The 22591-nt window shown below is 59.4% G+C and carries 23 protein-coding genes; 9 read left to right on the top strand and 14 right to left on the bottom strand.

From position 1 onward, the window contains the following. Positions 1-82: 82 nt before the first annotated feature. Positions 83-733 carry a riboflavin synthase gene (locus AC4PR2_RS09060; RefSeq protein WP_016927930.1) on the top strand — a complete coding sequence of 217 codons (651 nt, stop codon included), beginning with the start codon at positions 83-85 and terminating at the stop codon, positions 731-733. Positions 734-787: 54 nt separating this feature from the next. Next, positions 788-1081: an I78 family peptidase inhibitor gene (locus AC4PR2_RS09055; RefSeq protein WP_038874785.1), complete on the top strand. Its 294-nt coding sequence runs from the start codon at positions 788-790 to the stop codon at positions 1079-1081. A 72-nt stretch (positions 1082-1153) separates the two neighbouring features. Here AC4PR2_RS09055 and cfa read toward each other — a convergent pair whose 3' ends face one another. Both cfa and punC read right to left on the bottom strand, forming a co-directional pair. Continuing rightward, a complete protein-coding gene (gene cfa, locus AC4PR2_RS09050) occupies positions 1154-2305 on the bottom strand; it encodes a cyclopropane fatty acyl phospholipid synthase (protein WP_194571405.1) in 1152 nt (383 codons plus the stop codon). 343 nt (positions 2306-2648) lie between these two features. Continuing rightward, positions 2649-3860 carry a purine nucleoside transporter PunC gene (gene punC / locus AC4PR2_RS09045; RefSeq protein WP_308342687.1) on the bottom strand — a complete coding sequence of 404 codons (1212 nt, stop codon included), beginning with the start codon at positions 3858-3860 and terminating at the stop codon, positions 2649-2651. A 123-nt stretch (positions 3861-3983) separates the two neighbouring features. Between punC and punR the strand changes: the two genes are divergently transcribed. Beyond that, positions 3984-4928, top strand: a complete 945-nt coding sequence (punR, locus tag AC4PR2_RS09040) for a DNA-binding transcriptional activator PunR (protein WP_060419177.1) — start codon at positions 3984-3986, stop codon at positions 4926-4928. Here punR and purR read toward each other — a convergent pair. Then, positions 4925-5950, bottom strand: a complete 1026-nt coding sequence (purR, locus tag AC4PR2_RS09035; protein WP_033638375.1) for an HTH-type transcriptional repressor PurR — start codon at positions 5948-5950, stop codon at positions 4925-4927. The two genes, punR and purR, sit on opposite strands and share 4 nt — an antisense overlap. Before the next feature lie 324 nt (positions 5951-6274). On the opposite strand from purR, the gene cydH reads away from it, so the two are divergent. Beyond that, positions 6275-6364 carry a cytochrome bd-I oxidase subunit CydH gene (gene cydH, locus AC4PR2_RS09030; RefSeq protein WP_019455989.1) on the top strand — a complete coding sequence of 30 codons (90 nt, stop codon included), beginning with the start codon at positions 6275-6277 and terminating at the stop codon, positions 6362-6364. A 61-nt stretch (positions 6365-6425) separates the two neighbouring features. On the opposite strand, the gene sodB is transcribed toward cydH, so the two are convergent. Both sodB and AC4PR2_RS09020 read right to left on the bottom strand, forming a co-directional pair. Next, positions 6426-7004 (bottom strand): superoxide dismutase [Fe], encoded by a 579-nt coding sequence (gene sodB, locus AC4PR2_RS09025; RefSeq protein WP_492175046.1) that lies wholly within the window; start codon positions 7002-7004, stop codon positions 6426-6428. Between the two features lie 199 nt (positions 7005-7203). After that, positions 7204-8022, bottom strand: coding sequence for a C40 family peptidase (locus tag AC4PR2_RS09020; protein WP_048233575.1), 819 nt, complete (start codon positions 8020-8022; stop codon positions 7204-7206). Positions 8023-8437: 415 nt separating this feature from the next. Between AC4PR2_RS09020 and AC4PR2_RS09015 the strand changes: the two genes are divergently transcribed. After that, positions 8438-8785 (top strand): Grx4 family monothiol glutaredoxin, encoded by a 348-nt coding sequence (locus AC4PR2_RS09015; protein WP_004931329.1) that lies wholly within the window; start codon positions 8438-8440, stop codon positions 8783-8785. 68 nt (positions 8786-8853) lie between these two features. On the opposite strand, the gene rnt is transcribed toward AC4PR2_RS09015, so the two are convergent. The 6 genes from rnt to AC4PR2_RS08985 form a co-directional block, all read right to left on the bottom strand. Next, a complete protein-coding gene (gene rnt / locus AC4PR2_RS09010) occupies positions 8854-9537 on the bottom strand; it encodes a ribonuclease T (RefSeq protein ID WP_038874795.1) in 684 nt (227 codons plus the stop codon). 78 nt (positions 9538-9615) lie between these two features. Then, positions 9616-10023 (bottom strand): lactoylglutathione lyase, encoded by a 408-nt coding sequence (gloA, locus tag AC4PR2_RS09005; RefSeq protein ID WP_004931325.1) that lies wholly within the window; start codon positions 10021-10023, stop codon positions 9616-9618. 338 nt (positions 10024-10361) lie between these two features. After that, entirely contained in the window at positions 10362-11465 is a 1104-nt protein-coding gene (locus AC4PR2_RS09000) for an alkene reductase (protein WP_060432117.1), read from the bottom strand. Positions 11466-11555: 90 nt separating this feature from the next. Further along, positions 11556-12176 (bottom strand): TetR/AcrR family transcriptional regulator, encoded by a 621-nt coding sequence (locus AC4PR2_RS08995; RefSeq protein ID WP_047727651.1) that lies wholly within the window; start codon positions 12174-12176, stop codon positions 11556-11558. A 103-nt stretch (positions 12177-12279) separates the two neighbouring features. Continuing rightward, positions 12280-13917, bottom strand: a complete 1638-nt coding sequence (gene eptA, locus AC4PR2_RS08990) for a phosphoethanolamine transferase EptA (RefSeq protein ID WP_197804175.1) — start codon at positions 13915-13917, stop codon at positions 12280-12282. Between the two features lie 138 nt (positions 13918-14055). Then, complete coding sequence (locus AC4PR2_RS08985) at positions 14056-14697, bottom strand: NAD(P)-dependent oxidoreductase (protein ID WP_060440054.1); 642 nt, start codon at positions 14695-14697, stop codon at positions 14056-14058. A 139-nt stretch (positions 14698-14836) separates the two neighbouring features. Between AC4PR2_RS08985 and AC4PR2_RS08980 the strand changes: the two genes are divergently transcribed. The 3 genes from AC4PR2_RS08980 to AC4PR2_RS08970 all read left to right on the top strand — a co-directional run bounded on the left by AC4PR2_RS08980 (position 14837) and on the right by AC4PR2_RS08970 (position 17023). Next, on the top strand, positions 14837-15766 hold the full coding sequence (locus AC4PR2_RS08980) for a LysR substrate-binding domain-containing protein (protein WP_187135399.1): 930 nt from the start codon (positions 14837-14839) through the stop codon (positions 15764-15766). Positions 15767-15787: 21 nt separating this feature from the next. Continuing rightward, a complete protein-coding gene (locus tag AC4PR2_RS08975; RefSeq protein WP_019455980.1) occupies positions 15788-16027 on the top strand; it encodes a DUF1289 domain-containing protein in 240 nt (79 codons plus the stop codon). A 99-nt stretch (positions 16028-16126) separates the two neighbouring features. Further along, on the top strand, positions 16127-17023 hold the full coding sequence (locus AC4PR2_RS08970; protein ID WP_038874812.1) for an aldo/keto reductase: 897 nt from the start codon (positions 16127-16129) through the stop codon (positions 17021-17023). A gap of 60 nt (positions 17024-17083) precedes the next feature. Here AC4PR2_RS08970 and AC4PR2_RS08965 read toward each other — a convergent pair whose 3' ends face one another. Beyond that, positions 17084-18928 carry a polyurethane esterase gene (locus AC4PR2_RS08965; RefSeq protein WP_197804173.1) on the bottom strand — a complete coding sequence of 615 codons (1845 nt, stop codon included), beginning with the start codon at positions 18926-18928 and terminating at the stop codon, positions 17084-17086. Between the two features lie 241 nt (positions 18929-19169). On the opposite strand from AC4PR2_RS08965, the gene sodC reads away from it, so the two are divergent. Then, positions 19170-19691 (top strand): superoxide dismutase family protein, encoded by a 522-nt coding sequence (gene sodC, locus AC4PR2_RS08960; RefSeq protein WP_060419163.1) that lies wholly within the window; start codon positions 19170-19172, stop codon positions 19689-19691. On the opposite strand, the gene AC4PR2_RS08955 is transcribed toward sodC, so the two are convergent. Both AC4PR2_RS08955 and AC4PR2_RS08950 read right to left on the bottom strand, forming a co-directional pair. After that, a complete protein-coding gene (locus AC4PR2_RS08955) occupies positions 19692-21722 on the bottom strand; it encodes an FUSC family protein (protein WP_492175044.1) in 2031 nt (676 codons plus the stop codon). It abuts the gene before it with no gap. A 3-nt stretch (positions 21723-21725) separates the two neighbouring features. Further along, entirely contained in the window at positions 21726-22589 is an 864-nt protein-coding gene (locus AC4PR2_RS08950; RefSeq protein WP_060440051.1) for an efflux RND transporter periplasmic adaptor subunit, read from the bottom strand. Between the last annotated feature and the right edge of the window lie 2 nt (positions 22590-22591).

Here is a 22591-nt window from a genome sequence, read left to right as displayed (position 1 = left end):
TTGCCTACGCGGATTTGGTTTTCAGCGCCAACTGGGGCAAACTGCCGGGAGCGTTTTAACCTATTAGTAAGAAGAGGCACATATGTTCACCGGTATCGTACAAGGCACCGCGCCGCTGGTCGCCATTGATGAGAAACCCAATTTCCGCACCCACGTGATCGAGATGCCTGCCGAGCTGTTGCCGGGGCTGGAGCTGGGCGCGTCGGTGGCCCATAACGGCTGCTGCCTGACCGTGACCGCGGTGGAAGGCAACCGCGTCAGCTTCGATTTGATCAAGGAAACGTTGCGCCTGACCAACCTCGGCGACTTGGCGCTCGGCGACATCGTCAATATCGAGCGCGCGGCAAAGTTCAATGACGAAATTGGCGGCCATTTGATGTCCGGCCATATTATCTGCACGGCGGAAGTGGCCAAGATTTATACCTCGGAAAATAATCGCCAGGTATGGCTGCGCATGCCGAATGCGGAATTGATGAAATATGTGCTGCACAAAGGTTTCATCGGCATCGACGGCATTAGCCTGACCATCGGCGAAGTGGTGAATAACCGTTTCTGCGTGCACCTGATCCCGGAAACGCTGGATCGCACCACGCTGGGTAAGAAACGCCTGGGCGATAAGGTGAACATCGAAATCGATCCGCAAACGCAGGCGGTGGTGGATACCGTCGAGCGCGTGCTGGCCAACCGGGAAGCGACGCTGGCGGCGGCGATGGCGCCGGCGCACAAAGACTGACAGCGATTCTGGCGTTGCCGCCGGTATCGAATCATAAGCAGAGAGGAGAAACGCGTGAAGTTTTATGGGAAAACGTTGTTGTTAACCGCGTTGCTGGCGCTGAGCGCCTGCAGCAGCTCACCTGAGCAGGGCGCCGGCGCGCAAATGGCCGATGCGGATGATACCTGCGGCGCTTCGCAGTATCAAAACTTCGTCGGTAAGCCGATGACCTCGCTGGAAGGCGTGCGGATCGACGCCAAGGTGCGCGCCATTCCGTACAACTCTGCCGTTACCATGGATTTCAACCTGCGCCGCCTGAACTTCCTTGGCGATAGCAACGATAAAATCATTCGAGTTTATTGCGGTTAACCCGCAGCGTCCGAAAGAGCAAAAAAAAGCCCCGGCGATGATGTTGCCGGGGCTTTTTTATCGGGAAAGCGTTCAGCGCGCGACGCGAATGCCGCCTTCAACGCCTTTCGGGCTGAACACCACCTGCCACAGCTGCAGATCGCGCGCCCGGAACGCGCCGGCGCAGGCGTTCAGGTAGTAGCTGAACATCCGCTCGAAGCGTTCGGAATAGCGCGGGGCAAGCTGCGGCCACGCCTGTTTGAAGCGTTCGAACCAGGCCATCAGCGTGCGATCGTAGTCGGCACCGATGTTGTGCCAGTCTTCCATCACGAAATGGCCCTCGCTGGCTTCGGCGATATGGCTCACTGAAGGCAGGCAGCCGTTCGGGAAAATGTACTTGTTGATCCACGGATCGACGTTCATATCGGTCTTGTTGGAGCCGATGGTGTGCAGCAGGAACAGGCCGTGCGGCGCCAGATTGCGCTCCACCACGTCGAAATAGGTGCGGTAGTTTTTCGGCCCGACGTGCTCGAACATGCCGACCGAGACAATGCGATCGAACTGCTGATGCAGATCGCGGTAATCCTGCAGCAGGATCTGCACATCCAGCCCGGCGCAGCGCGCCTGAGCCAGCTTCTGCTGTTCGGCAGAAATGGTTACGCCGACTACCGACACGCCGTAATGCTTCGCCGCATAGGCGGAAAGACCGCCCCAGCCGCAGCCGATGTCCAGCAGGCGCATACCTGGCTGCAGCTGCAGTTTTTCGCAGATCATCCGCAGCTTCGCTTCCTGCGCTTCCTCCAGCGTGGTGGCGTCTTTCCAGTAGCCGCAGGAATATTGCATGTAAGGATCGAGCATCAGGGTAAACAGATCGTTGCCGAGATCGTAATGTTCTTTGCCGACGATCCAGGCGCGCTTTTTCGATTGCAGGTTGGTCAGGCGCGCGGCGGCGATACGTAGGGTATCTTTCAGGTGGTGGGGGAGTTTCTTCTCCAGCCCGGCGCTGACCACGCGCTGGAAGAACATATCCAGCCGCTCGCATTCCCACCAGCCGTCCATATAGCTTTCGCCCAGCCCCAGCGACCCTTGCTGCAGGACGCGTTTAAAGAAATCGGGGTTTTTAACCTGAATATCGAAGGGGCGCGATCCGTTGATTTCAATGCCGGCCAGGCCGAGCATTTCATGCGCGATACGGTACCACTGATTGTCCTGGATGCTCAGATCTTCTATACACGATGAACTCATAGCTTCTCCATCACCTTCTTCTGACTGATGACCCGTTAGGAAACAGCTTAGACAATTTCTGCGGGTGCATACGTTTACCGGCGGAAAATAGGCCCGCGGCGTCTGATATCCGACTATGAACAGAGGAAATTTAAAGAAACGACCCGGCGCGAACGGCGCGGGATAAACGCATCCTTAAAAAAGAGTGTGACGCAAAGCGCGTACACAAGTGCTAATTGAGATATAGAGATTATAAGGTGTTACTTTACAAGGTTGTTTTTGAGTATAGGCGTGCCGAGGCGTTGACTCAACTGTAAATCGCACTCGGCACGCATATTCTTTAAGTGATTATTAAACTTGGTAATTATGACGCTGAGTTAGCATGTTCCCGCTGCGCCTTTTGCTGCGCGTCAACGGCTTTTCCCCGCTGCAGGAAATACCCCAGCGCGGCCAGGATCACCGTCGATACCATTACCGTCACCGTCGCCAACAGCGGCTGGGCAATGAACGCCGACACCAGCATGCTCGCCACAAAACACAGCCCCAGCTGCAGCGTATTTTGCAGCGCGGCGGCCTTGCCACTGCTTTCCGGGAACGGCATCAGCGCATTCGCCACCATGATCGGATAGCCGGCGCCGTTGACCAGCGCCATCACGCAGAACGGGATCAGCAGCGTGGTGAGCGTCGGTGCGGTCAGGGTCGCCACCAGATACAGCGCCACCATGCTGACACCATAAGCTACCAGCAGCCACGGCAGCAGGGTTTTGCCATTGATGCGCTTGAGCGCGGCGCGGCAGCCATAGCCCCCCAGCAGGAAAGCCAGCGTCTGCGGCACATAGCTCAGACCGATGTCGCTCGGGCCATAGCCCATATCACCGAGGATGAACGGCGAGCCGGTCAGCCAGGCGAAGAAGCCTGCCGAGCAGGCGGCGTACATGGTGACGTTGCCGCTGAACACCGGGGATTTCAACAGTCGCCAGAAGCTGACGCCGTTTTTTGGCGCCTCGGCGGTGGGCTGCGTTTTGGCGCGCTCTTTGAGCATCAGCGTCGGCAGCAGCAGCAGTACGGTGATGGCCAGCAGCACGGCGAAGATCGCGCGCCAGCTGGCGTGGTTCAACAGCCAGGCGCCCAGCAGCGGCGCCAGCGCCGGCGACAGCGCCACCAGCGGCATGATGGTGGCGAATACGCGATTGGCCTGGCCTTCGCGATAGCGGTCGACCACCAGCGCTTGCCAGATGGCGGCGGCGGAACAGACGCCGACGGCCTGAATAAAGCGCAGGATCCAGAGCTGCACGGCGTTCTCTACCCACAGCATGCCCAGGCAGCCGAGAGCGAACAGCGTCAGGCCGATCAATAAGACCGGTTTGCGGCCCAGACGGTCGGAGAGCGGCCCCCACAGCAGCTGCGCGAAGGCGAAGCCGGCCAGGAAGATGCTCAGGCTGGCGCTCACCGCGCCGGCGGAAATTTGCAGTTCTTCCCGCATGGCGCCGAAGGCGGGCAGGTACATATCGGTCGCCAGATAACCCAGCATGCTCAGGCCGGCGAGGTAGAACATAAAGCCAAAGGAATTTCGCATGGTATTTCTCGTTAATATTTTAATGTCGCAGGTTTTTAGCGCCGGCCAGTGTATCCGGCTGGATCTCTGCTTGTGAAACGGTAATATTTGCAAAGTGCTGTTAAAAAAATTGAAGGCAAAGCGATGTGGTCTGAATATTCTCTTGAAGTGGTCGACGCGGTGGCGCGCACCGGCAGTTTCAGCGCGGCGGCGCAGGAACTGCACCGGGTGCCGTCGGCGGTGAGCTATACCGTACGGCAGCTGGAGCAATGGCTGGCGGTGCCGCTGTTTGAGCGGCGTCACCGCGATGTGGAGTTGACGCCGGCCGGCGCGCTGTTTATCAAAGATGCGCGAGTTGTTATCAAAAAAATGCTCGACACCCGCCGCCACTGTCAGCAGGTGGCCAACGGGTGGCGCGGCCAGCTGAATATCGCGGTGGACATCATCGTCAAACCGCAGCGCAGCCGCCAACTGGTGCTGGATTTCTACCGTCATTTCCCCGACGTCGAACTGATGCTGCAACCCGAGGTGTTCAACGGCGTGTGGGATGCCTTGGTGGACGGCAGGGCGGACATGGCGATCGGCGCCACCCGTGCGGTGCCGGTCGGCGGCGGCTTCGCCTTCCGCGACATGGGCTATATGAACTGGCTGTGCGTGGTCAGCCCGCAGCACCCGCTGGCGCAACTGACAGGCCCGCTGAATGACGATCAGCTGCGGCCGTACCCTTCGCTTTGCCTGGAGGACACCTCGCGCAATCTGCCCAAGCGCGTCACCTGGACGCTGGATAACCAGCGGCGGCTGGTGGTGCCGGACTGGACTTCGGCGCTCGACTGTTTGTGCGCCGGGCTGTGCGTCGGCATGATGCCGGCACATCGGGCGCTGCCGCGGGTGCAGCGCGGTGAGCTGAAGGCGTTGCAGCTGCAGCAGCCGTTTCCCGCCAGCCCTTGCTGCCTGACCTGGCAGCAGGATAAACCCTCACCGGCGATGAGCTGGCTGCTGGCGTATCTGGGCGATGGGGAGACGCTGAACCAGGAGTGGCTGAGCGAGGCGGAACCGGAAGCCGCGCAGGCTTCCGGCGCGGGGGATTAGCGGCGGTAGTCGATGAACGGGCCGTCGGCGACCGAGCGGCGTTCAATCAGCTTCGGATGCACTTCGATCACCTGCGACTCTTCGCGTTTGCTGATGATGCGATCCAGCAGCATGGTGAAGGCCATTTCGCCCAGGCGTTCTTTAGGCTGGTGAATGGTGGTCAGCGCCGGGGTGAAGTAGCGGGCGTTGCGCACGTTGTCGTAGCCGATCACGGAAATATCCTGCGGCACCCGCAGCCCCAGCTCGTCGGCGGCGCAGATGGCGCCCATCGCCATGATGTCGCCGCCGCAGAATACCGCGGTCGGCCGCTGCTTTTGCGACAGGATTTGGTGCATCGCCTTGTAGCCGGACTCCGGCTCGAAGTCACCCTGGACGATCCACTCTTCGCGAATGTCGATATGCGCTTCCTGCAGCGCCTTCATAAAGCCCTGGTGACGGCCGCCGCCGGTATTGCGCGACAGCTGGCCCGGAATGGCGCCGATATCGCGGTGGCCGCGCTCGATCAGGTAACGGCCGGCCAGATAGCCGCCTTCGAACGCGTTATCGATGATGGTGTCGGTGAAGTCGCCGCGCGCGGCGCCCCAGTCCATCACCACCATCGGGATGTTGCGGTAGTCTTCCAGCATGCCCAGCAGCTGATCGGGGTACTCGGAGCACATGACCAGCAGGCCGTCGACGCGCTTTTGCGCCAGCATCGCCAGGTAGGCGCGCTGCTTGTCGAGATTGTTGTGCGAGTTGCACAGGATCAGGGTGTAGCCTTTGCTGTAGCAGCTGTTTTCCACCGCCTCGATCACTTCGGCAAAGTAGGGCGCTTCGCTCGAGGTGGCCAGCAGGCCGATCGACTTGGTGTGATTGACTTTCAGGCTGCGCGCCACGGCGCTCGGCGAGTAGTGCAGTTCTTTGATGGCGGCCCACACGGCCGCTTTGGTCTCTTCGGCGACGAAACGAGTCTTATTGATGACGTGCGAAACGGTGGTGGTGGAAACGCCCGCGCGTTTGGCCACATCTTTAATCGTTGCCATGTAAGGAATGACTCCTGAACTCACATGTTTACAGCATGTAAGTGTGATGTTAATCGTTTGCCTACGTAGATCCTTCTCCAGAGAAGCGAAAACTGAGTTTTTAGTGTGTTGAAGTCTTCAGCGCTTAATCAGGAGGGGCATGGATGCCGGTACGCAGTTGTGAACTGCGAATTTTGTCGCATATTGAACAAAAGTGGAAGAGGTAATCGAGATTATAAACCGGGAAATGATAACAAGATTTAATCGGCGAACTGTGGGAAAATGATTTGACGTACTAATTGTGCGCCTTTTATGCTTAGGAAAGCCCATTTTAAAGGAGTTGTCATGGATACCGAATTGAAGATGTCGCTGTTCACCACCGTCTGCGCATTGGCGGTCATTATCGCTTTCAGCTTCGTTGCCGCGTTGAACTGATTTACCCCCGGTTATAAAAAAGGCGCAGCTTGGCTGCGCCTTATCACCTCAGAACCTGCGCTTACGCCAGGTTTTCCGCTGCGAAGGTCCAGTTGACCAACGCCCAGAAGTTTTCCAGGTATTTTGGACGCGCATTGCGGTAATCGATGTAATACGCGTGTTCCCATACGTCAACGGTCAGCAGTGGTTTGTCTTCACCGGTCAGCGGGGTGGCCGCGTTGGAGGTGTTGACGATCGCCAGCGCGCCGTCCGGTTTTTTCACCAGCCAGGTCCAGCCTGCACAGAAGTTTTTCACTGCGGCATCGGTGAACTGCTCTTTGAACGCAGCGAAAGAGCCGAAGGATTTGACGATTGCCGCCGCCAGTTCGCCCTGCGGTTCACCGCCGCCCTGTGGCGACAGGCAGTGCCAGTAGAAGGTGTGGTTCCACACCTGCGCGGCGTTGTTGAAGACGCCGCCGTTAGAGGTCTTGATGATCTCTTCGAGCGATTTGCCTTCGAACTCGCTGCCTTTCACCAGGTTGTTCAGGTTAACCACGTAGGTGTTGTGGTGTTTGCCGTAGTGGTATTCCAGGGTCTCGGCGGAGATGTGCGGCTCGAGCGCGTTTTTCTCATACGGTAATGCAGGTAATTCAAACGACATTGCTTCCTCCTTTACAGCGCCATTCGCTTCCCGCCGGGGCGAGAGCCGTATGGGCCGTTTTTTATTGTGGTCATTCAATCTTAACAATTTTCATCATAAAAAACAGGAGGAAAAGCGAGAAATGCGCGTGGGGAAGTGCGATGGACGATAGCTTGAGCAGGCGGTTGCGACCGGGGCCGCAACCGCGCAGAACAGGGCATTAACGAATGGTTTTCGGCGTCACTACGCGGCGTGCGCCGATGTAGTGGTTCTGCCAATAGTCGTTGTCGAGCTGACTGATGCGGATCTCTTCACCGGTGCGCGGCGACTGGATGAACTTGCCGTTACCGAGGTAGACGCCGACATGGTCCGCCACGCCGCGGTTGTTGATGCGGAAGAACACCAGATCGCCGCTTTCCAGTTCGCTTTTCTTGATCGGCGCCGCATCGCGCAGGTGATACATCTCGTTGGCGGTGCGCGGCATCTTGATTTTCACTACGTCTTTATAGGCGTAATAGATAAGGCCGCTGCAATCGAAGCCGGTGCGCGGCGAGCTGCCGCCCCAGCGGTAAGGTTTGCCCATCTGTCCCATCAGCTTGGCCATCGCGGTCTGCTTGGCGTGCTGGTAGCGTTTTTTGTGCGCGGGGCTGAGTTTCAACGGCTTTTCTTCACGCGCCAGTTTGGCGGTGGCCATACCGGCTTCGCGGTGGCGACCATAGCCTTTTTTATAGCCTTTTTTCGGCGGGGTGACTTTAATCTTGGCGGTTTTCTGCGCTTTGGCCTTGGGTTTGGCGCTGACGATCTTTTTCGCGCTTTTCTCGCTTTTTGCCTTGGCGGTCTTGGTTTTTTTCTCGGGGGCCGTCACTTTGGCTTTTTTGGCGGCTTTGTCCGCTTTCTTTTTTCTGCGGTCATCGGGCCGCGCTTCATTGGCATGGCTTTTACGCTGCTCGGCGGCAACACGCGCCTGTGGCGCAGCGTGCGCCAAATTGAAGAAGAGCTGCGTAAACAGCAGCGCAAAGAGCGTAAGAATTAAACGCATGTCGACGTCACCAACCTTGGCCCCGAAACGGATATCGAAAGAGTTACAGTATTCCCGAATTTCGCCATATAAAACAGCGAAGAACTCATAAATAATAATCCATATTGTGAGAAAACGTTAATGACATTTTTTTTGGTTCAAAATCAGCCTGTTGATGTATGAAAAAGCGCCAGTTGGCGGTGGGGATATAATTAATCCTCGCCGTCATCGCGACGCAATATATTAGTGAAATGGTCGGATTAAAAATGTTATTCTCGACGTATGTTTTGACCGGAATGACGTGGCCGGTGAAACGCGATCGGCGGCGGGCGAATATCCTTGCAAAAGATGGCGTTTTCTTGCGACTGTTCCAGCCGCTACAATAGCCCGCGTGATGCATGTTGTAGCCATGAAATGTGGCTTGAGGAAGCAATAAATGACGACGACACTTGAAAAAATTCAGCACCAGATCGCTGAAAACCCGATTCTGCTGTACATGAAAGGTTCGCCTAAGCTGCCGAGCTGCGGCTTCTCCGCACAGGCTGTGCAAGCGCTGTCCGCCTGCGGCGAGCGTTTCGCCTACGTGGATATTCTGCAAAACCCGGACATCCGCGCCGAGCTGCCAAAATATGCCAACTGGCCGACGTTCCCGCAGCTGTGGGTAGACGGTGAGCTGGTCGGCGGTTGCGATATCATCATCGAGATGTATCAGCGCGGCGAACTGCAGCAGCTGATCAAAGAAACTGCGGAAAAGTATAAAGCGCAGGAAGACCAACAGTCTTAATCGACAGGCTTGCGGTTATCGCGCAATGGGCGGCGCCAGTGCAAACTGGGCCGCCTTTTTTATTGGGCTTATTCGGCGAGGTCGCCGGCGGGCAGCGGCCAGCCGCCGAGACGTTTCCAGCGGTTAACCAGCTCGCAAAACAGCAGGGCGGTTTGTTCGGTGTCGTACAGGGCGGAGTGCGCCTGGCTGCTGTCGAACGGCATGCCGGCGGCGATGCAGGCTTTCGCCAGCACCGTTTGGCCCAGCACCAGGCCGCTCAGCGCGGCGGTGTCGAAGGTGGCGAACGGATGGAACGGGTTGCGCTTCAGGCCGGCGCGCTCGGCCGCGGCCATCAGGAAGCTGTGATCGAAGTTGGCGTTGTGTGCCACGATAATGGCCCGGTTACAACCGCGATCCTTGAGCCCTTTGCGCACCGCTTTGAAAATGGCGTGCAGCGCGTCATATTCGCTGACCGCGCCGCGCAGCGGGTTGTGCGGATCGATGCCGTTGAACGCCAGCGCTTCCGGCTGCAGGTTGGCGCCCTCGAAAGGCTCCACGTGGAAGTGCAGGGTCTCGTCCTGCTGCAGCCAGCCGTCTTCATCCATTTTCAGCGTGACGGCGGCGATCTCCAGCAACGCATCGGTATTGGCGTTGAAGCCGGCGGTTTCAACATCTATTACTACGGGATAAAACCCACGAAAACGACCACTCAGGGCGTTAAGATCACTTTTCTCGGCCATCAGTTTCTTATCTTCATCGAATGCAGCGCGCATTATGGCAAATTTTGCGCCCGGTTGCAGGCGCTATCGCGCGGAGAATCAGCAGGGCGCAGCGCGCCCTGAAGGGGAGGCTTAGTGGCCGAGGCCCTGACCGGCATGTTTATTTTCGATCAGCTCGATTTTGTAGCCGTCCGGATCTTCGACGAAGGCGATGACCGTGGTACCGCCTTTCACCGGGCCGGCTTCGCGGGTGACCTTGCCGCCTGCGCGGCGGATGCTGTCGCAGGTGGCGGCAACGTCGTCCACGCCCAGCGCCAGGTGGCCGAAGGCGGTGCCCATGTCGTAGCTGTCGGTGCCCCAGTTATAGGTCAGTTCGATAACCGCGCCTTCGCTCTCTTCCGTATAGCCGACGAAAGCCAGCGAGTATTTGTACTCTGGGTTTTCGCTGGTGCGCAGCAGGCGCATGCCTAATACCTTGGTGTAGAAGTCGATGGCGCGTTGCAGGTCACCGACGCGGATCATGGTATGGAGTAAGCGCATAATTCCTCTGAATTGACTGTGCCGTGGCAGACGGCGGGTGGATTGAAGCACAAGCGAGTATAGCCTTGTCCCGCAAGGGAATTCAACGTAACGAATAAGTGACAATGTCACTCATGGGGCTCGCGACGGTGATGTCTAAATATTGATCGAGCGTACCGATCGATACGGAGTAATTGATCTGCACAATCAATTATCTATTTCGACGGCAAGCGTGTAAAAATTGAACGGCAGTAGAGCACAACACCAGGGAACACCGGCCCGCCCCGTGCGGGCTTTTTTGCGTGCGGCGCATAAAAAAACGGCCAGGCAGTCGCATGGCCGTTTGGGATCAGGACGGGTTACTTCGCCAGAAACGGATAGTCGGTATACCCTTCGGCGCCGCCGCCGTAGAAGCTTTCCGGCTTAGGTTCGTTCAGCGGCGCGTGCTGACGGAAGCGCTCCACCAGATCCGGGTTGGCGATGTAGCTGCGGCCGAAGGCCACCGCGTCGATGAAACCTTTTTCGATCAAGGCTTCGGCTTTTTCGGCGGTGTAGGCACCGGCGCCGACGATCACCCCTTTAAAGTGGGCACGCACCGAGTCGCGGAAGGCGTCGGAATACGGCTTGCCGCCGGCCCAGTCCGGTTCGGAGATGTGCAGGTAGGCGATGTTGCGCTTGTTCAGCTCTTCCACCAGATACAGCGCCGCGTCTTCCTGATCTTCACCGTTGTCCAGCCCGTTGAATGGCCCCAGCGGCGAGATGCGGATGCCGATGTGCTCAGAACCCCATTCGGCGACCGCCGCGTCGACCACTTCCAGCGTCAGGCGGGTGCGATTCTCGATGCTGCCGCCGTATTGATCGGTACGTTGGTTGGAGGCCGGCGACATGAACTGATGCAGCAGATAGCCGTGGGCGGCATGCAGTTCGATGAAGTCGAAGCCGGCTTCCCGCGCGTTGGCGGTCGCCTGGCGGAAATCGTTGACGATGCCCGGGATCTCGCTGGTTTCCAGCGCGCGCGGCGTGGAGGTCGGTACGCGCACCCAGGCGCCGGTTTCATCACGCACGGTGGTGCGGGTTTCGGCGTTGATTGCCGAAGGGGCGACCGGCGCTTGCCCGCCCGGCTGCAGGCTGGCGTGGGAGATGCGGCCTACGTGCCACAGCTGTACGGCGATATGGCCGTTTTTATCATGCACTGCCTGCGTGATGTTTTTCCATGCGGCGATCTGCTCCGGCGTATGCAACCCCGGCGCACCGGCGTAGCCTTTCGCCTGGAAGGAAACCTGCGTCGCTTCGGTCACGATCAGGCCCGCGCCGGCGCGCTGTGCGTAATATTCCGCCATCAGCGGCGTAGGAATATCGCCCGGCTCGATGCTGCGCAGACGCGTCAGCGGAGCCATAAACACGCGGTTGGGCAGGGTGATGGCGCCAACCTTCAGCGGAGAGAGCAATTTTTCAGTCTTCATAGTGCATCCTGTATTTAATAGACCGGTCGTCTAGTGGTGGGCGATAAATAACCACGAACTGCATTTTTCAATAAAAAGAAATTGTTACCGTTACGGTTGCGGCGGGCGCAGCAGCAACTCGATGCTTTCCAGCGCGCTGGTCAACGGCGCCAGCGAGTGGCGGATCTTGGCGCGCAGCGAAGCGCCGAGCCACAGTGAGTACAGCGTCTCTGCGGTCGCTGCCGGGCTCATGGCCACCGACAGCGAGCCCTCGGCGATACCGCGTTCGATGGCCTCCTGCAGGTGGCCGATCACGCGAGCGGTGCCCGTTTCCAGCGCATGGCGCATCGGTTCTGACAGATCGCTCACCTCGGCGGAAAGCTTCACCGCCAGGCAGGCGTTATGGCATTCGCTGCGGCAGTGGTAGCTGATGGCCTGGGCGTAATAGCCGAGCAGCTGGTGGCGGGCATCGCCGTGCTCATCGGCAAACAGCGCCTGCATTTCTGCATCATAATGCGCGAAATAGCGTTGCAGCATCGCTTCGCCGAAGGCTTCCTTCGAGCGGAAATAGTGGTAGAACGAGCCTTTCGGCACGCCCGCAGTGGCCAGCAATTCGCTCAGCCCCATGCCAGTAAAGCCCAGGCGCAGGCTGAGAGTTTCGCCGGTGGCGAGCAGATGTTCACGTGTGTCCACGTTGCAATGCGTTGATTTGGTCATCATGGTGCCGAGCATAATAGACCGATTGGTCTAGGTCAATGGGAATAAAAAAACCGGCGCACAAAACGCCGGTTGTCTGCGAACTATTGTGCCCCAGCGGCACGAGGAAGTTAAGCGCTTACGCCGCGTTGCGGCAACGCTGCAGGATATCCAGCCGGGATTGATATTCGCGGCTTTGTACGTTCAGCATGCCCAGCAGGGTATGGAACAGGTTGTCCTGCGACACATCGTCCTTTTCCGCCAGCGCGTTCAGGCATTGGCGATCGACGCCGAAGTTGCGCTGATAGTCGGCCGACATCCACATCAGGAAAGGCACGTGCGTTTGCTGGCTCGGCGCGAAGACATAAGGCGTGCCGTGCAGGTACATGCCGTTTTCCCCCAGCGACTCGCCGTGATCGGACAAATAGACCAGCGCGGTATTGAAGCGGTCGTCATACTGCTGCAGCAACTTGATGGTGGCATCGAGCATCGCGTCGGTATACAAGATCGAGTTGTCGTAGGTGTTCACCAGCTGTTCATGGCTGCAATCCTGGATCTGATTACTGTTGCAGGTCGGCGAAAACGTCTGGAATTCTGGCGTGCTGCGGCGGTAGTAAGCCGGGCCGTGGCTACCCATCTGGTGCAGTACGATCACGCCGTCGTCTTTCAGGCTATTGATGTAGTCGTTCAGCTTATACAGCAGCACGTTATCCATGCAAACTTCGCCGTCACAGTCCTGCGGCAGTTTCAATTTGGTCATGTCGATGTGCGGCACCCGGTCGCAGGCGCCTTTGCAGCCGCCGTCGTTATCGCGCCACAGCACGTTGACGCCGGCATGCGCCAGCACGTCGAGCATGCCCTCCTGGTGTGCCGCCTGAGTCGCGTCGTACTCTCTGCGCGGCATGTTGGAGAACATGCAGGGGACAGAGATCGCCGTCTCGGTGCCGCAAGAGCTGGCGTTCTTGAAGTAGACCACGTCGTCCTGCTTCAGGCGCGGGTTGGTTTCGCGCTCGTAGCCGCCGAGGGAGAAGTTTTCGGCGCGGGCGGTTTCGCCCACCACCAGGATCACCAGCGTTTTCTTGGCCTGCCCGGCGATCAGCGGCCCTTTGCGCGCGTCTTCACCGATTTTTACCAGCGGCAGATTGCGGGTGAAATAGCGCTGTTCGGTAAATTTGAGCGTGCCGGCGACGAAGTTGGAAGGCGTCAACATCTTCACCACGCTTTTATTGTTGCGGATCAGCGAAGCGTAGTCTTTGTAGAACAGCGCGGCGACGATCAGGATCACCACCAACGACAGCATGACGTTGGCGGCGCGCAGCCCGACCATATACCACCAGGGGCGGGTCTGGCGAATATGGGCGAAGCAGACCGCCACCGCCGGCAGAACGCCGAGCAGCGCCAGCCACAATCCCATGCGCGGCGTCAGCAGCGCCGTCGCTTCCTGGGTATTGGTTTCGAAGGCGTTCTGCATCATGTTGCCGTCGATCACCACGCCATAGCTGTACATGAAATAGTTGGCTGCGGCGCTGCCCAGCAAGAAAAAGACGATCAGCGGCTTGCGCAGGTAGGGCACGGTCAACACGCTGAAGATGATATTCAGCGCACAGAAAATCACCGCCGGCATGCTGGCGGCGAAAATGACGCTGTGGACGCTATCGAAGGTGATATACGACCAGGCGCGGTGCAGGAATAACGCGTTTTGAAACAGAGTGAAGAACAGGGCGGTGGCGAGGATAAAACCGAGGCTGTTGCACTGTAAGCGTTGACGTAACCACATTGCCAAATCTGGATCCTGAGAGGAGATAATGCCTTGAAATCTACCGGATGAAACTTAAGAAAACCTTAGAAATTCAGAATACTGGCGGCGGTGAACGCAGGGAAAAGGCCAGGCCGGGCGGCCTGGCAATGAGGCAGTTTAGTAGGCGGCGGTGAACTGCGCGCGAATAAACTGTGGTTTTTCAATCTCATCGACGATGGCGACCGCCAGATCTTCCACCGAAATGCTGGCCGGCGCTTCGCCGTTCATCAGTAGCTGGGTGGTGCCGAGGCGGAACTGACCGGTGCGTTTGCCCGGTTCCAGCAGGGCAGCCGGCGAGAGATAGGTCCAGTCGAGCGCCGATTCATTGCGCAGCTTGTTGCGCAGATCGCGTACCGCCTGCGCGCCGGGGCGGATATTTTCCGGGAACTGCGGCGTATCCACCAGTTCAACGCCCGGCGCCACTTCCAGGCTGCCGGCGCCGCCGACCACCAGCAGGCGCTTGACGCCGGCCTGTTCGACCGCGGTGAGGATCTGTTGGGCGCCTCGAGCGGTCTTTTCATACAGGTTGTCTTCGCCCCAGCCGGGGTTGTAGGCGCTGATCACCGCATCCTGACCGCGCAATTGCCCCGCCAGCCAGGCGGTATCGGCAACGTCGCCCAGTGCGACGGTCAGATTGGCGTGCTCCGGCAACTCTTTTTTCTGGCGGGCGATCGCCGTCACCTGAATGCCGCGAGCCAGCGCTTCATCTACCACGCGGCGGCCAACAAAACCGGTTGCTCCAATAATGGCTACTTTCATCTGTATGCTCCTTCGGGGATGTGTTCAGTATCATGAAGCAGGCCGATATGCCTGCTGCGTGGTTTATACTCTAGCCCTTAACAATAGCCGTGATTAGTGCCATATTCATGCTTTCTTGATTAAGTAAAACTTCATAATCGTGGATAAACTCAATCGAATGGCGATATTCGCCACCGTGGTGGCGGAGGGGTCGCTGGCCGGCGCGGCGCGGCGGCTGGGCATGACGCCGTCGGCGGTCAGCCAGCATATGCGCTCGCTGGAGAAGGCGCTCGGGGTGCCGCTGCTGCACCGCTCCACCCGTCGTCTGGCGCTGACCGAGGCGGGGGCGGCGTTTTACCCCGGCTGCGAGGCGATGCTGCAACAGGCGCAGCAGGCGGAACAGCGGCTGGCGGAGCTGCGGGATACGCTGGTGGGTGAGCTGCGCATCGCCACCCCGGTCGGCATCGGCGGCCGATCGCTGGCGGAGGCGCTGGCGCCGCTGCTGCAGGCGCATCCCAAGCTGACGCTGCGGGTGCTGGCGGACGATCGCATCGTTGATATGATAGAGCAGCGGGTCGACATTGCGCTGCGGGCCAACCGGCAGCTGGCGGACGCTAATATGATCGCGCACCCGCTCACGGCGTGGCCGATGGTGCTGTGCGCCGCACCGCGTTATCTCAGCCAGCATGGGGTGCCGGAAAAACCGCAGGATTTGGTGCAGCACCGCTGGATCTCCAGCGGCTACAGCGGGGCCCATCTGGACCTGCTGCACCAGTCCGGCCAGCAGGTTAAGCTGCGGCTGGCGGAAGGGCAGATCGTCAGCGAGAGCATGAACGTGATGCGCGCCTTTACCCGCGCCGGGCTGGGCATTTCCATTCAGCCGCTGTATGAAATTGGCGACGAGCTTCAGCGCGGCGAGCTGTTGCTGCTGCTGCCGGAGTGGCGGCCGGCGCCGCTGCGGCTGCACGCGCTGACGCTCGAGCGTAACGTTCCGGAGAAAAGCCGCCAGGCGCTGCGCTATTTGCGCGACTATTTTCGCCGCAATGGCGAAAAGGGACTTGCCAGCGGCGGCGATGGCGTCTTCAATTAGCAAGAGAACGCAGGAGGCCCCGTGGCGCAGCAGCTTGAATTTTTCGACATCCCCAGCCCGTGTCGCGGTATTTGTCAGGCCGACGACCGCGGATTCTGCCGTGGCTGCCTGCGCAGCCGCGAGGAGCGCTTCGGCTGGATGAGCATGAGCGACGCGCAGAAGCGCGAGGTGCTGCGCCTTTGCCGTCAACGCTTCCTGCGCCTGCAACGCGCCAATAAAGCGCCCGACGAGCCGCTGCCGGAACAGCCGTCGCTGTTTTAACCTTTCCTGATCTGCCGCACGTTCGTGTGGCTTACCGCTTCCCTGTGCCTCACCGGCTTGTGTATGCTGGCTGACAACTAATGTCATGAGGTTTTCGCAATGGTAGAACGTATACGTCTCGCGCCGCAGGGGCCTGAATTTTCCCGCATGATTTGCGGTTACTGGCGGTTGATGGAATGGGGCATGTCGCCGCAGCAGCTGCTGACGTTCATCGAACAGCATGTTGAACTGGGCGTCACCACCGCCGACCACGCGGATATCTACGGGGGTTACGCCTGCGAACAGGCGTTCGGCGACGCGCTGCGCCTGAAGCCGGCGCTGCGCCAGTCGCTGGAGCTGGTGACCAAGTGCGGCATCGCCACCACCGCCAAGCCCGGCAACCCGATCGGCCATTACATCACCGACCGCGACCATATCGTACAGAGCGCGGAACAATCGCTGCGCCATCTGCATACCGACTACCTCGATCTGCTGTTGATCCACCGGCCGGATCCGTTGATGGATGCCGACGACGTGGCCGAAGCCTTCGTCGCGCTGCATAAAAGCGGCAAGGTGCGCCATTTCGGCGTTTCCAACTTTACGCCCGCGCAGTTCCAGCTATTGCAGTCGCGCCTGCCGTTCACGCTGGCGACCAACCAGGTGGAGATCTCGCCGATTCACCAGCCGGCCATTCTCGACGGCACGCTCGACCAGTGCCAGCAACTGCGCATCAAGCCGATGGCCTGGTCCTGCCTGGGGGGCGGGCGCCTGTTCAACGACGCCGAGTTCCAGCCGCTGCGCGACGAGCTACAGCGGGTGGCGCAAGAGATCGGCGCCGATACCATTGAACAGGTGGTGTACGCCTGGGTGATGCGTCTGCCGTCGTCGCCGCTGCCGATTATCGGCTCCGGCAAGATTGAGCGGGTGCGCTCGGCGCTGAAGGCGCAGAAGCTGGTACTGAACCGCCAGCAGTGGTTCCGCATTCGCAAGGCGGCGCTGGGGTATGACGTGCCTTAAGGCGGAGCAAAAAAGAGGAAAGCCGGGCGACGAAGCGCCCGGCTTTTTTTACGCCGATCCTTAGGCCAACACCACCTGATCGGTGTTGAAGTGATCGAGCGAGACGCCGATCAGCGTGACCTGGCTGTGGCCGAAGGCCAGCACCAGATCGTCGTTTTGCTGCGTGGCGTAGTCGCGGATATTTCCGCTGGCGCCTTCGGTGCCGATAAACACCAGCTTATCGGTGGCGTTGAAGCCATACAGTTGGTCGCGGCCAAAATCGCCGCTGAACAGGAAGGTATTGCCGTTGCCGACGCCCTTCAGGATGTCATCGCCGCTGCCGCCGACGAAGGTCAGGTTGCCGCCGGCATGGCCGATCAGCGTGTCGTTGCCGGCGTTGCCGAACAGCCAGGCGTCGTGGCTGCGAGCCTGCAGGACGTCATCGCCGTCGCCGCCGGTGGTGGCAGCGGCATAGGCTTTGAGGCCCGAATCCGATTTTAATCCGGCCGCGGTCACCTGATGATCCACCTCTTTGTTGAAAATCAACCAGGAGGTTTCTTTGCTGCGCAGGGTGCTGATGTTGTCCGCCAGCGTAATGCCGCCTTTGGCGTCGCGCAGGTAAAGCGTATTGCCATCGTAGGCGACCTCGGTGTTCTTCAGCGCCTGTTGGGTATCGAAGGTATTGTGGCCTTTGCCGCCGGCGATCAGGTTGTAGCCGCCGGCGTCGCGGAAGATATCGTCGCCGTCGCGGCCCTCGAGATAGTCGTTGCCTTTGCCGCCCTTGATCAAATCATTGCCGTCGCTGCCGATGATAAACGTTGGCCCGCTGTGCGTCTCCGCGTTGCGGTTCAGGTCTTCCACCCAGGTATTGCCGCGCGTCACGTTCGACAGGTTGGAGACGATGATGGTCGAGTCCTTGTCGGTCAGCGAATAAAACTCGGAGTTCAGCACCCGCATCAGCCCGTCCTGATAGAAGAACGGCAGGTGCGACAGCCAGGTCGGAATGTTGAGAATGGAAAACGGCAGCAGGTTCCAGGCGTCCGACGCGTAATGGTCGTTGAAGTTGACGATATTGTTGGTGGCGGAGGCGTGCGGCGCATCGTGGACGCCCAGTGACGGCAGGGTCAGCGAGGTGCCGTCGAGCGCACGAAACACCGGATCGTTTTCGTAGCCGATGTTGATCACCTTGCCGCCGGCTTCGTACTGGGTCGGCGAGGCGAAGGCAACATAGTTGGATTGCGCGTAGAAGCCGCCCCAGTTGGCGTCGCTCTGCGCGGCCATGCTGTTGACCGCCAGCCCGCCGAGGCTGTGGCCGCTGACCACCACGTCCTCGCCGCTCAGCCCGTGCGCCTGCGCGAACTTCGCTACGTCGCCCAGCAGATTGCCGAAGGCGTTCAGCGCGTAGCCGTCAGCGTAGCCTTTCGGCCCGAAACCGGCCAGCAGATCGTTAATCACATCGCCAATGGTATCGCCGATCAGCGACTCGCGCGGGCCGCTGGTACCGCGAAATGAGATGCCAATGGCGGTGAGATTGCCTTCGCTGTCATATTTGCCCAGCACCTCGGCCTGAGCGGTGGTGTAACCGGCGGTCTCACCGTAGTAGGTGCCGCGTGCATCGGTTTTGCCGGCGTAACCCAGCTGCGCGGCGCTGATGACCGACCAGCCGGCATTGTTCACCGCCTCCTGCGCGGCCTGTTCTGAGTCGGGGTTCCAGGGAAGGCCGGGCAGGCCGCCCTGCGATTGGGTGCTGCCGATGAGCGCGGTGATCAGCGTCAGCGGCAGGCCCAGCCCGAAACCGGTCTGGTGGTAGCCTTCGTCGAAGCCGTTATCGATATTGTGGTAAGCGTAGGTAGAGATGGCCAAGGCGTCGGAAAACAGCGCTTTCGACGCGTTTTCGTCCAGATCCTTATAGCTAAAGATGCCCATATCAGTTCCTTATGAATTATGCCGCCTGGCCGGGGAGTGAACTCTCATGCGTCGGCGGTGGAAACAGGGAAACAACGTTAGCCGAACGACAGCTGGTCAGAGGACCAACATCGGTAGAAATAGTATTAGCCCTAAATATTAGGCCTGCGAATCAAATTGGCGAGATTGTGCGTTGGTTAACAGTGCCGGCGCTGGCTCTCCTATACTGATAGCTCTGCAGAGACATTAAGGAGACTGATTGATGAAACGTTATTGGTATGCAGCACTTGGCCTGATGGCGTGTGGCGCGGCTCAGGCGGCGACAACCGACGTCGAGATGCACCTGGTGACCGGGCAGGGGATCGGTCAGGATATCGGCAAGGTGGTCATCAGCGAAACGCCGTACGGCTTGCTGTTCACGCCGAGCCTGAAAGCGTTGCCGGCCGGGGTACATGGCTTCCACGTGCATGAAAAAGGCAGCTGCGAGCCGGGTATGAAGGACGGCAAAGCGGTGGCGGCGCTGGCGGCCGGCGGGCATTTTGATCCGCAAAAGACCGGGAAGCACCTCGGGCCGTATGCCGACGGGCATCTGGGTGATTTGCCTGCCATCTATGTGACCGCCGACGGCATGGCGAACTATCCGGTGTTGGCGCCGCGGCTGAAAAAAATCAGTGAAATTGAGGGCAAGGCGCTGATGGTGCACGCCGGCGGCGATAACCACTCGGATCACCCATTGCCGCTCGGCGGCGGCGGTGAGCGTTTCGCCTGCGGGGTGATCAAGTGATCACCCGCCGCTAACGGCCGGCGCGGTGGCGGGCTGGCCCATCGCCTGCTGCAACTGCTGCAGCGAGCAGTAGAGTCGCCAAATCAGACCGGCCAAATCGCGTGCCGCCTGTTCCGGGTGGTGCGCCAGCGCGTTGCTCATGCGCAGCAGCTCCTGCAGCGTGGCGTCCAGCGAACTGTGCTGCACGCCTTTCTCCGTCATGATACCGCGCAGGCAGTGGATGCAGACATCGCGCACCGCCGACAGCGGATCGGAACGGGTTTGCCAGTCGCGCAGCTGCCAGACGATATGGCTGCAGTTGAGCAGCACCACGCCCCAGCGCAGCAGCCAGGTGCGCGCTTCCTGATCCTGACTTTGATTGAGCTGGCTGATGCGATGGTAGATCAGCGATTCGAACTGGCTTTCGCTCTGCTGCGGCCGTTTGCTCAACTGATCGATAAAATCGCGCCGCAGCGCGCGGATAATGCGGCGGCTTTTGCGTTTGTCCGAGCTGGGGCGCAGGATCTGAAACGCCAGCCCGGCCAGCAGCACGCCGACGACTTTAGCGATGTTGTCATTGATGAAGGACTGGTAGTCATAGCTCGGCGGGTTGCTGACGGTCAGGAACGACCCCATAAAGACGATCAGCTGCCCCCAAAGCGCGGCATAAGGCGGATTCTGCAGCTTGAGCATCTGCATGGTCACCAGGATCGGAAACAGGAAGGCGCAGAACACCCAGAAGTCGTCAATCTGGATCATCAAACCGAATTTTACTACGAAGCAGACGACCGAGAGCAGCAGCACCGCCTTGAGCAAGGTGCTGACGCTGTTGATCGGTGAAGGCGTCGAGGAGTAGAGCACGCAGCTGATGGCGGTGAGCGTCAGCGCCGCGCTGCCGGCGTCCCACTGCGTGTTGATCCAATAGGCGCAGCCGATCACGATGCACAAAAAGGTGCGCAGGCCGTTGTAGGCGGCTTCGTAGCTGTCGGTATGGCGCGCCAGCGAGGTGACGCGCGGCGGCTGGAGATCGCTGACCGCCGTGGCGCTCTCCAGCCGCTGCAGCCAGCGGTTGCAGCGCAGGTAAAGCCAGCAGAAATGGCGCAGGCGCAGCCAGAAGGCGCGATGGCGGTAGTCCGTAGGCTCTTGCGGCGCGATCTGCTGAAGCAGGCGCGCCAAACGGTATTTGTCGGTGGCGGGATCGCGCAGCTCGTCCAGCAGTTGCGTCAGCACCGGCATCAGATTGGCGGGGCGATCCGGCCAGTTCAGAAGCTTGCGGCGCAGGCTGGAGATAACGCTGGTAATGCGCAGCTGCTGGTGCAGCAGATAGTTGAGCAGGTTATTTTGCCGCCGCAGCCGGTAGTGGCTCCAGAACGCCTGAATACGCAGCAGGTTCATGGTCAGGATCTGGCCGATGACCCCTTCGTGCGAGGTGCGCATCTGGGCGGTGATCTCCGGCTGCCACAGCATGGCGGCGTGCTCCAACAGGCGTAGCTGCATGCGCCGCAGCGAGGTCAGCAGCGCTTCGCCGTCGGAGGTACTGGGCAGGATCATCATCATCAATCCGCCGCACAGAATGCCGGTGATCACTTCGCAAACCCGCGCCTGCGCGATATCGAAAATCTGCTGGGTATCGGTGACGTTGACCGTGCCGAAGGCGATGATGGCGGCGGTATAGCCCGCCAGCGCGAACGCGTAAGAGACGTTGTTTTGGTAATGGTTGGAGATATAGGTGCACAGCCCGATCCACGCGGCGATGAACAGCGTAAACAGCCAGGGATCGTTCAGACAGTGGCCGGCGATCGCCACCGACGCGGCGGCACCCATCAGGCTGCCGAAGATGCGGCCGATGCTTTTGCTGATCACGCCGCCGACGGTGGGGAAACTCACCACCGCTGCGGAGGTGAGCGCCCAAGAGGGCTCGTCGAGCTCGAGCACGAACGCCACCCACAGTGCGAGACACATCGCCAGCGAATTGCGCAGCGCATAGCGCCATTGGCCGCCGGTCGCCTTACCCCAGGGGGTGCGGCTCCACTCCAAAAAAGGCAGGTTCACACTTTAGTTCCGCTGATGAATCGAAATGGTGCAGGTGGTGCCGGCGACCAGCGTCAAATCGGCGGGCACGTTGAGCAATTTTATCCGTACCGGCACGCGCTGAGCCAAACGTACCCAGGGAACATTAGGCTTAACGTCCATTAATAGATCGTTGCTGCTGTCGACGCTCTGATCGTAAATGGCGCGGCCGATGCTCTCTACTTCCCCCTGCAGCGGCGTGTTGCCGTTATATAAAACGATGTCCGCTTTATTGCCTTCTTTTATATGCTTCAGCTTGGTTTCTTCGAAATAACCGAGTACATAAAACGAATGTACATCCACCAACGCCACCAGCGGCGTGCCGGCGTTGGCGTAGTTCCCGACCCGCGCCTGCAGATTGGTGATATAGCCGTCGGTTGGTGCGTAAATTTTGGTTTTGCTCAAATTCCATTTGGCCTGTTCCAGGTTGGCCAGGGCGGCTTTATAGGCGGCCTTCATTGCCTGAGCGGCTAAATTGGACGCGTCCAAATCTTCAGCGGAAATAACGTTACGCGGCAAACCGCGGCGGCGGGCGGCCTCGTGGTCTGCCTTGGCCAGATCGGATTGCGCTTTTGCCACCGCGGCCTCAGCATTGTCCAGCGCGATCTGGTAGGGCACCGGGTCGAGGGTAAAAATCAGACTTCCCGCAGGTACGAACTGATTGTCATTCGCGCTTATTTTCTCTAATCTTCCAGAGACTTCAGGGGTGATATTGACGAGTTCGGCGCGCACTTTTCCATCACGGGTCCATGGGGATTGCATATAATAATTCCAGAGCCACCAACCGGCGCAGACGGCAATGGCGCAGACGATCACCGTAGAAAAGTATTTTAATGTTTTATGCTGCATGG

Source organism: Serratia sp. A07 (genome assembly GCF_058725505.1).
The sequence above is the reverse complement of the archived record's forward strand: the minus strand, read 5'-3'. Positions and strand labels throughout refer to the sequence as shown.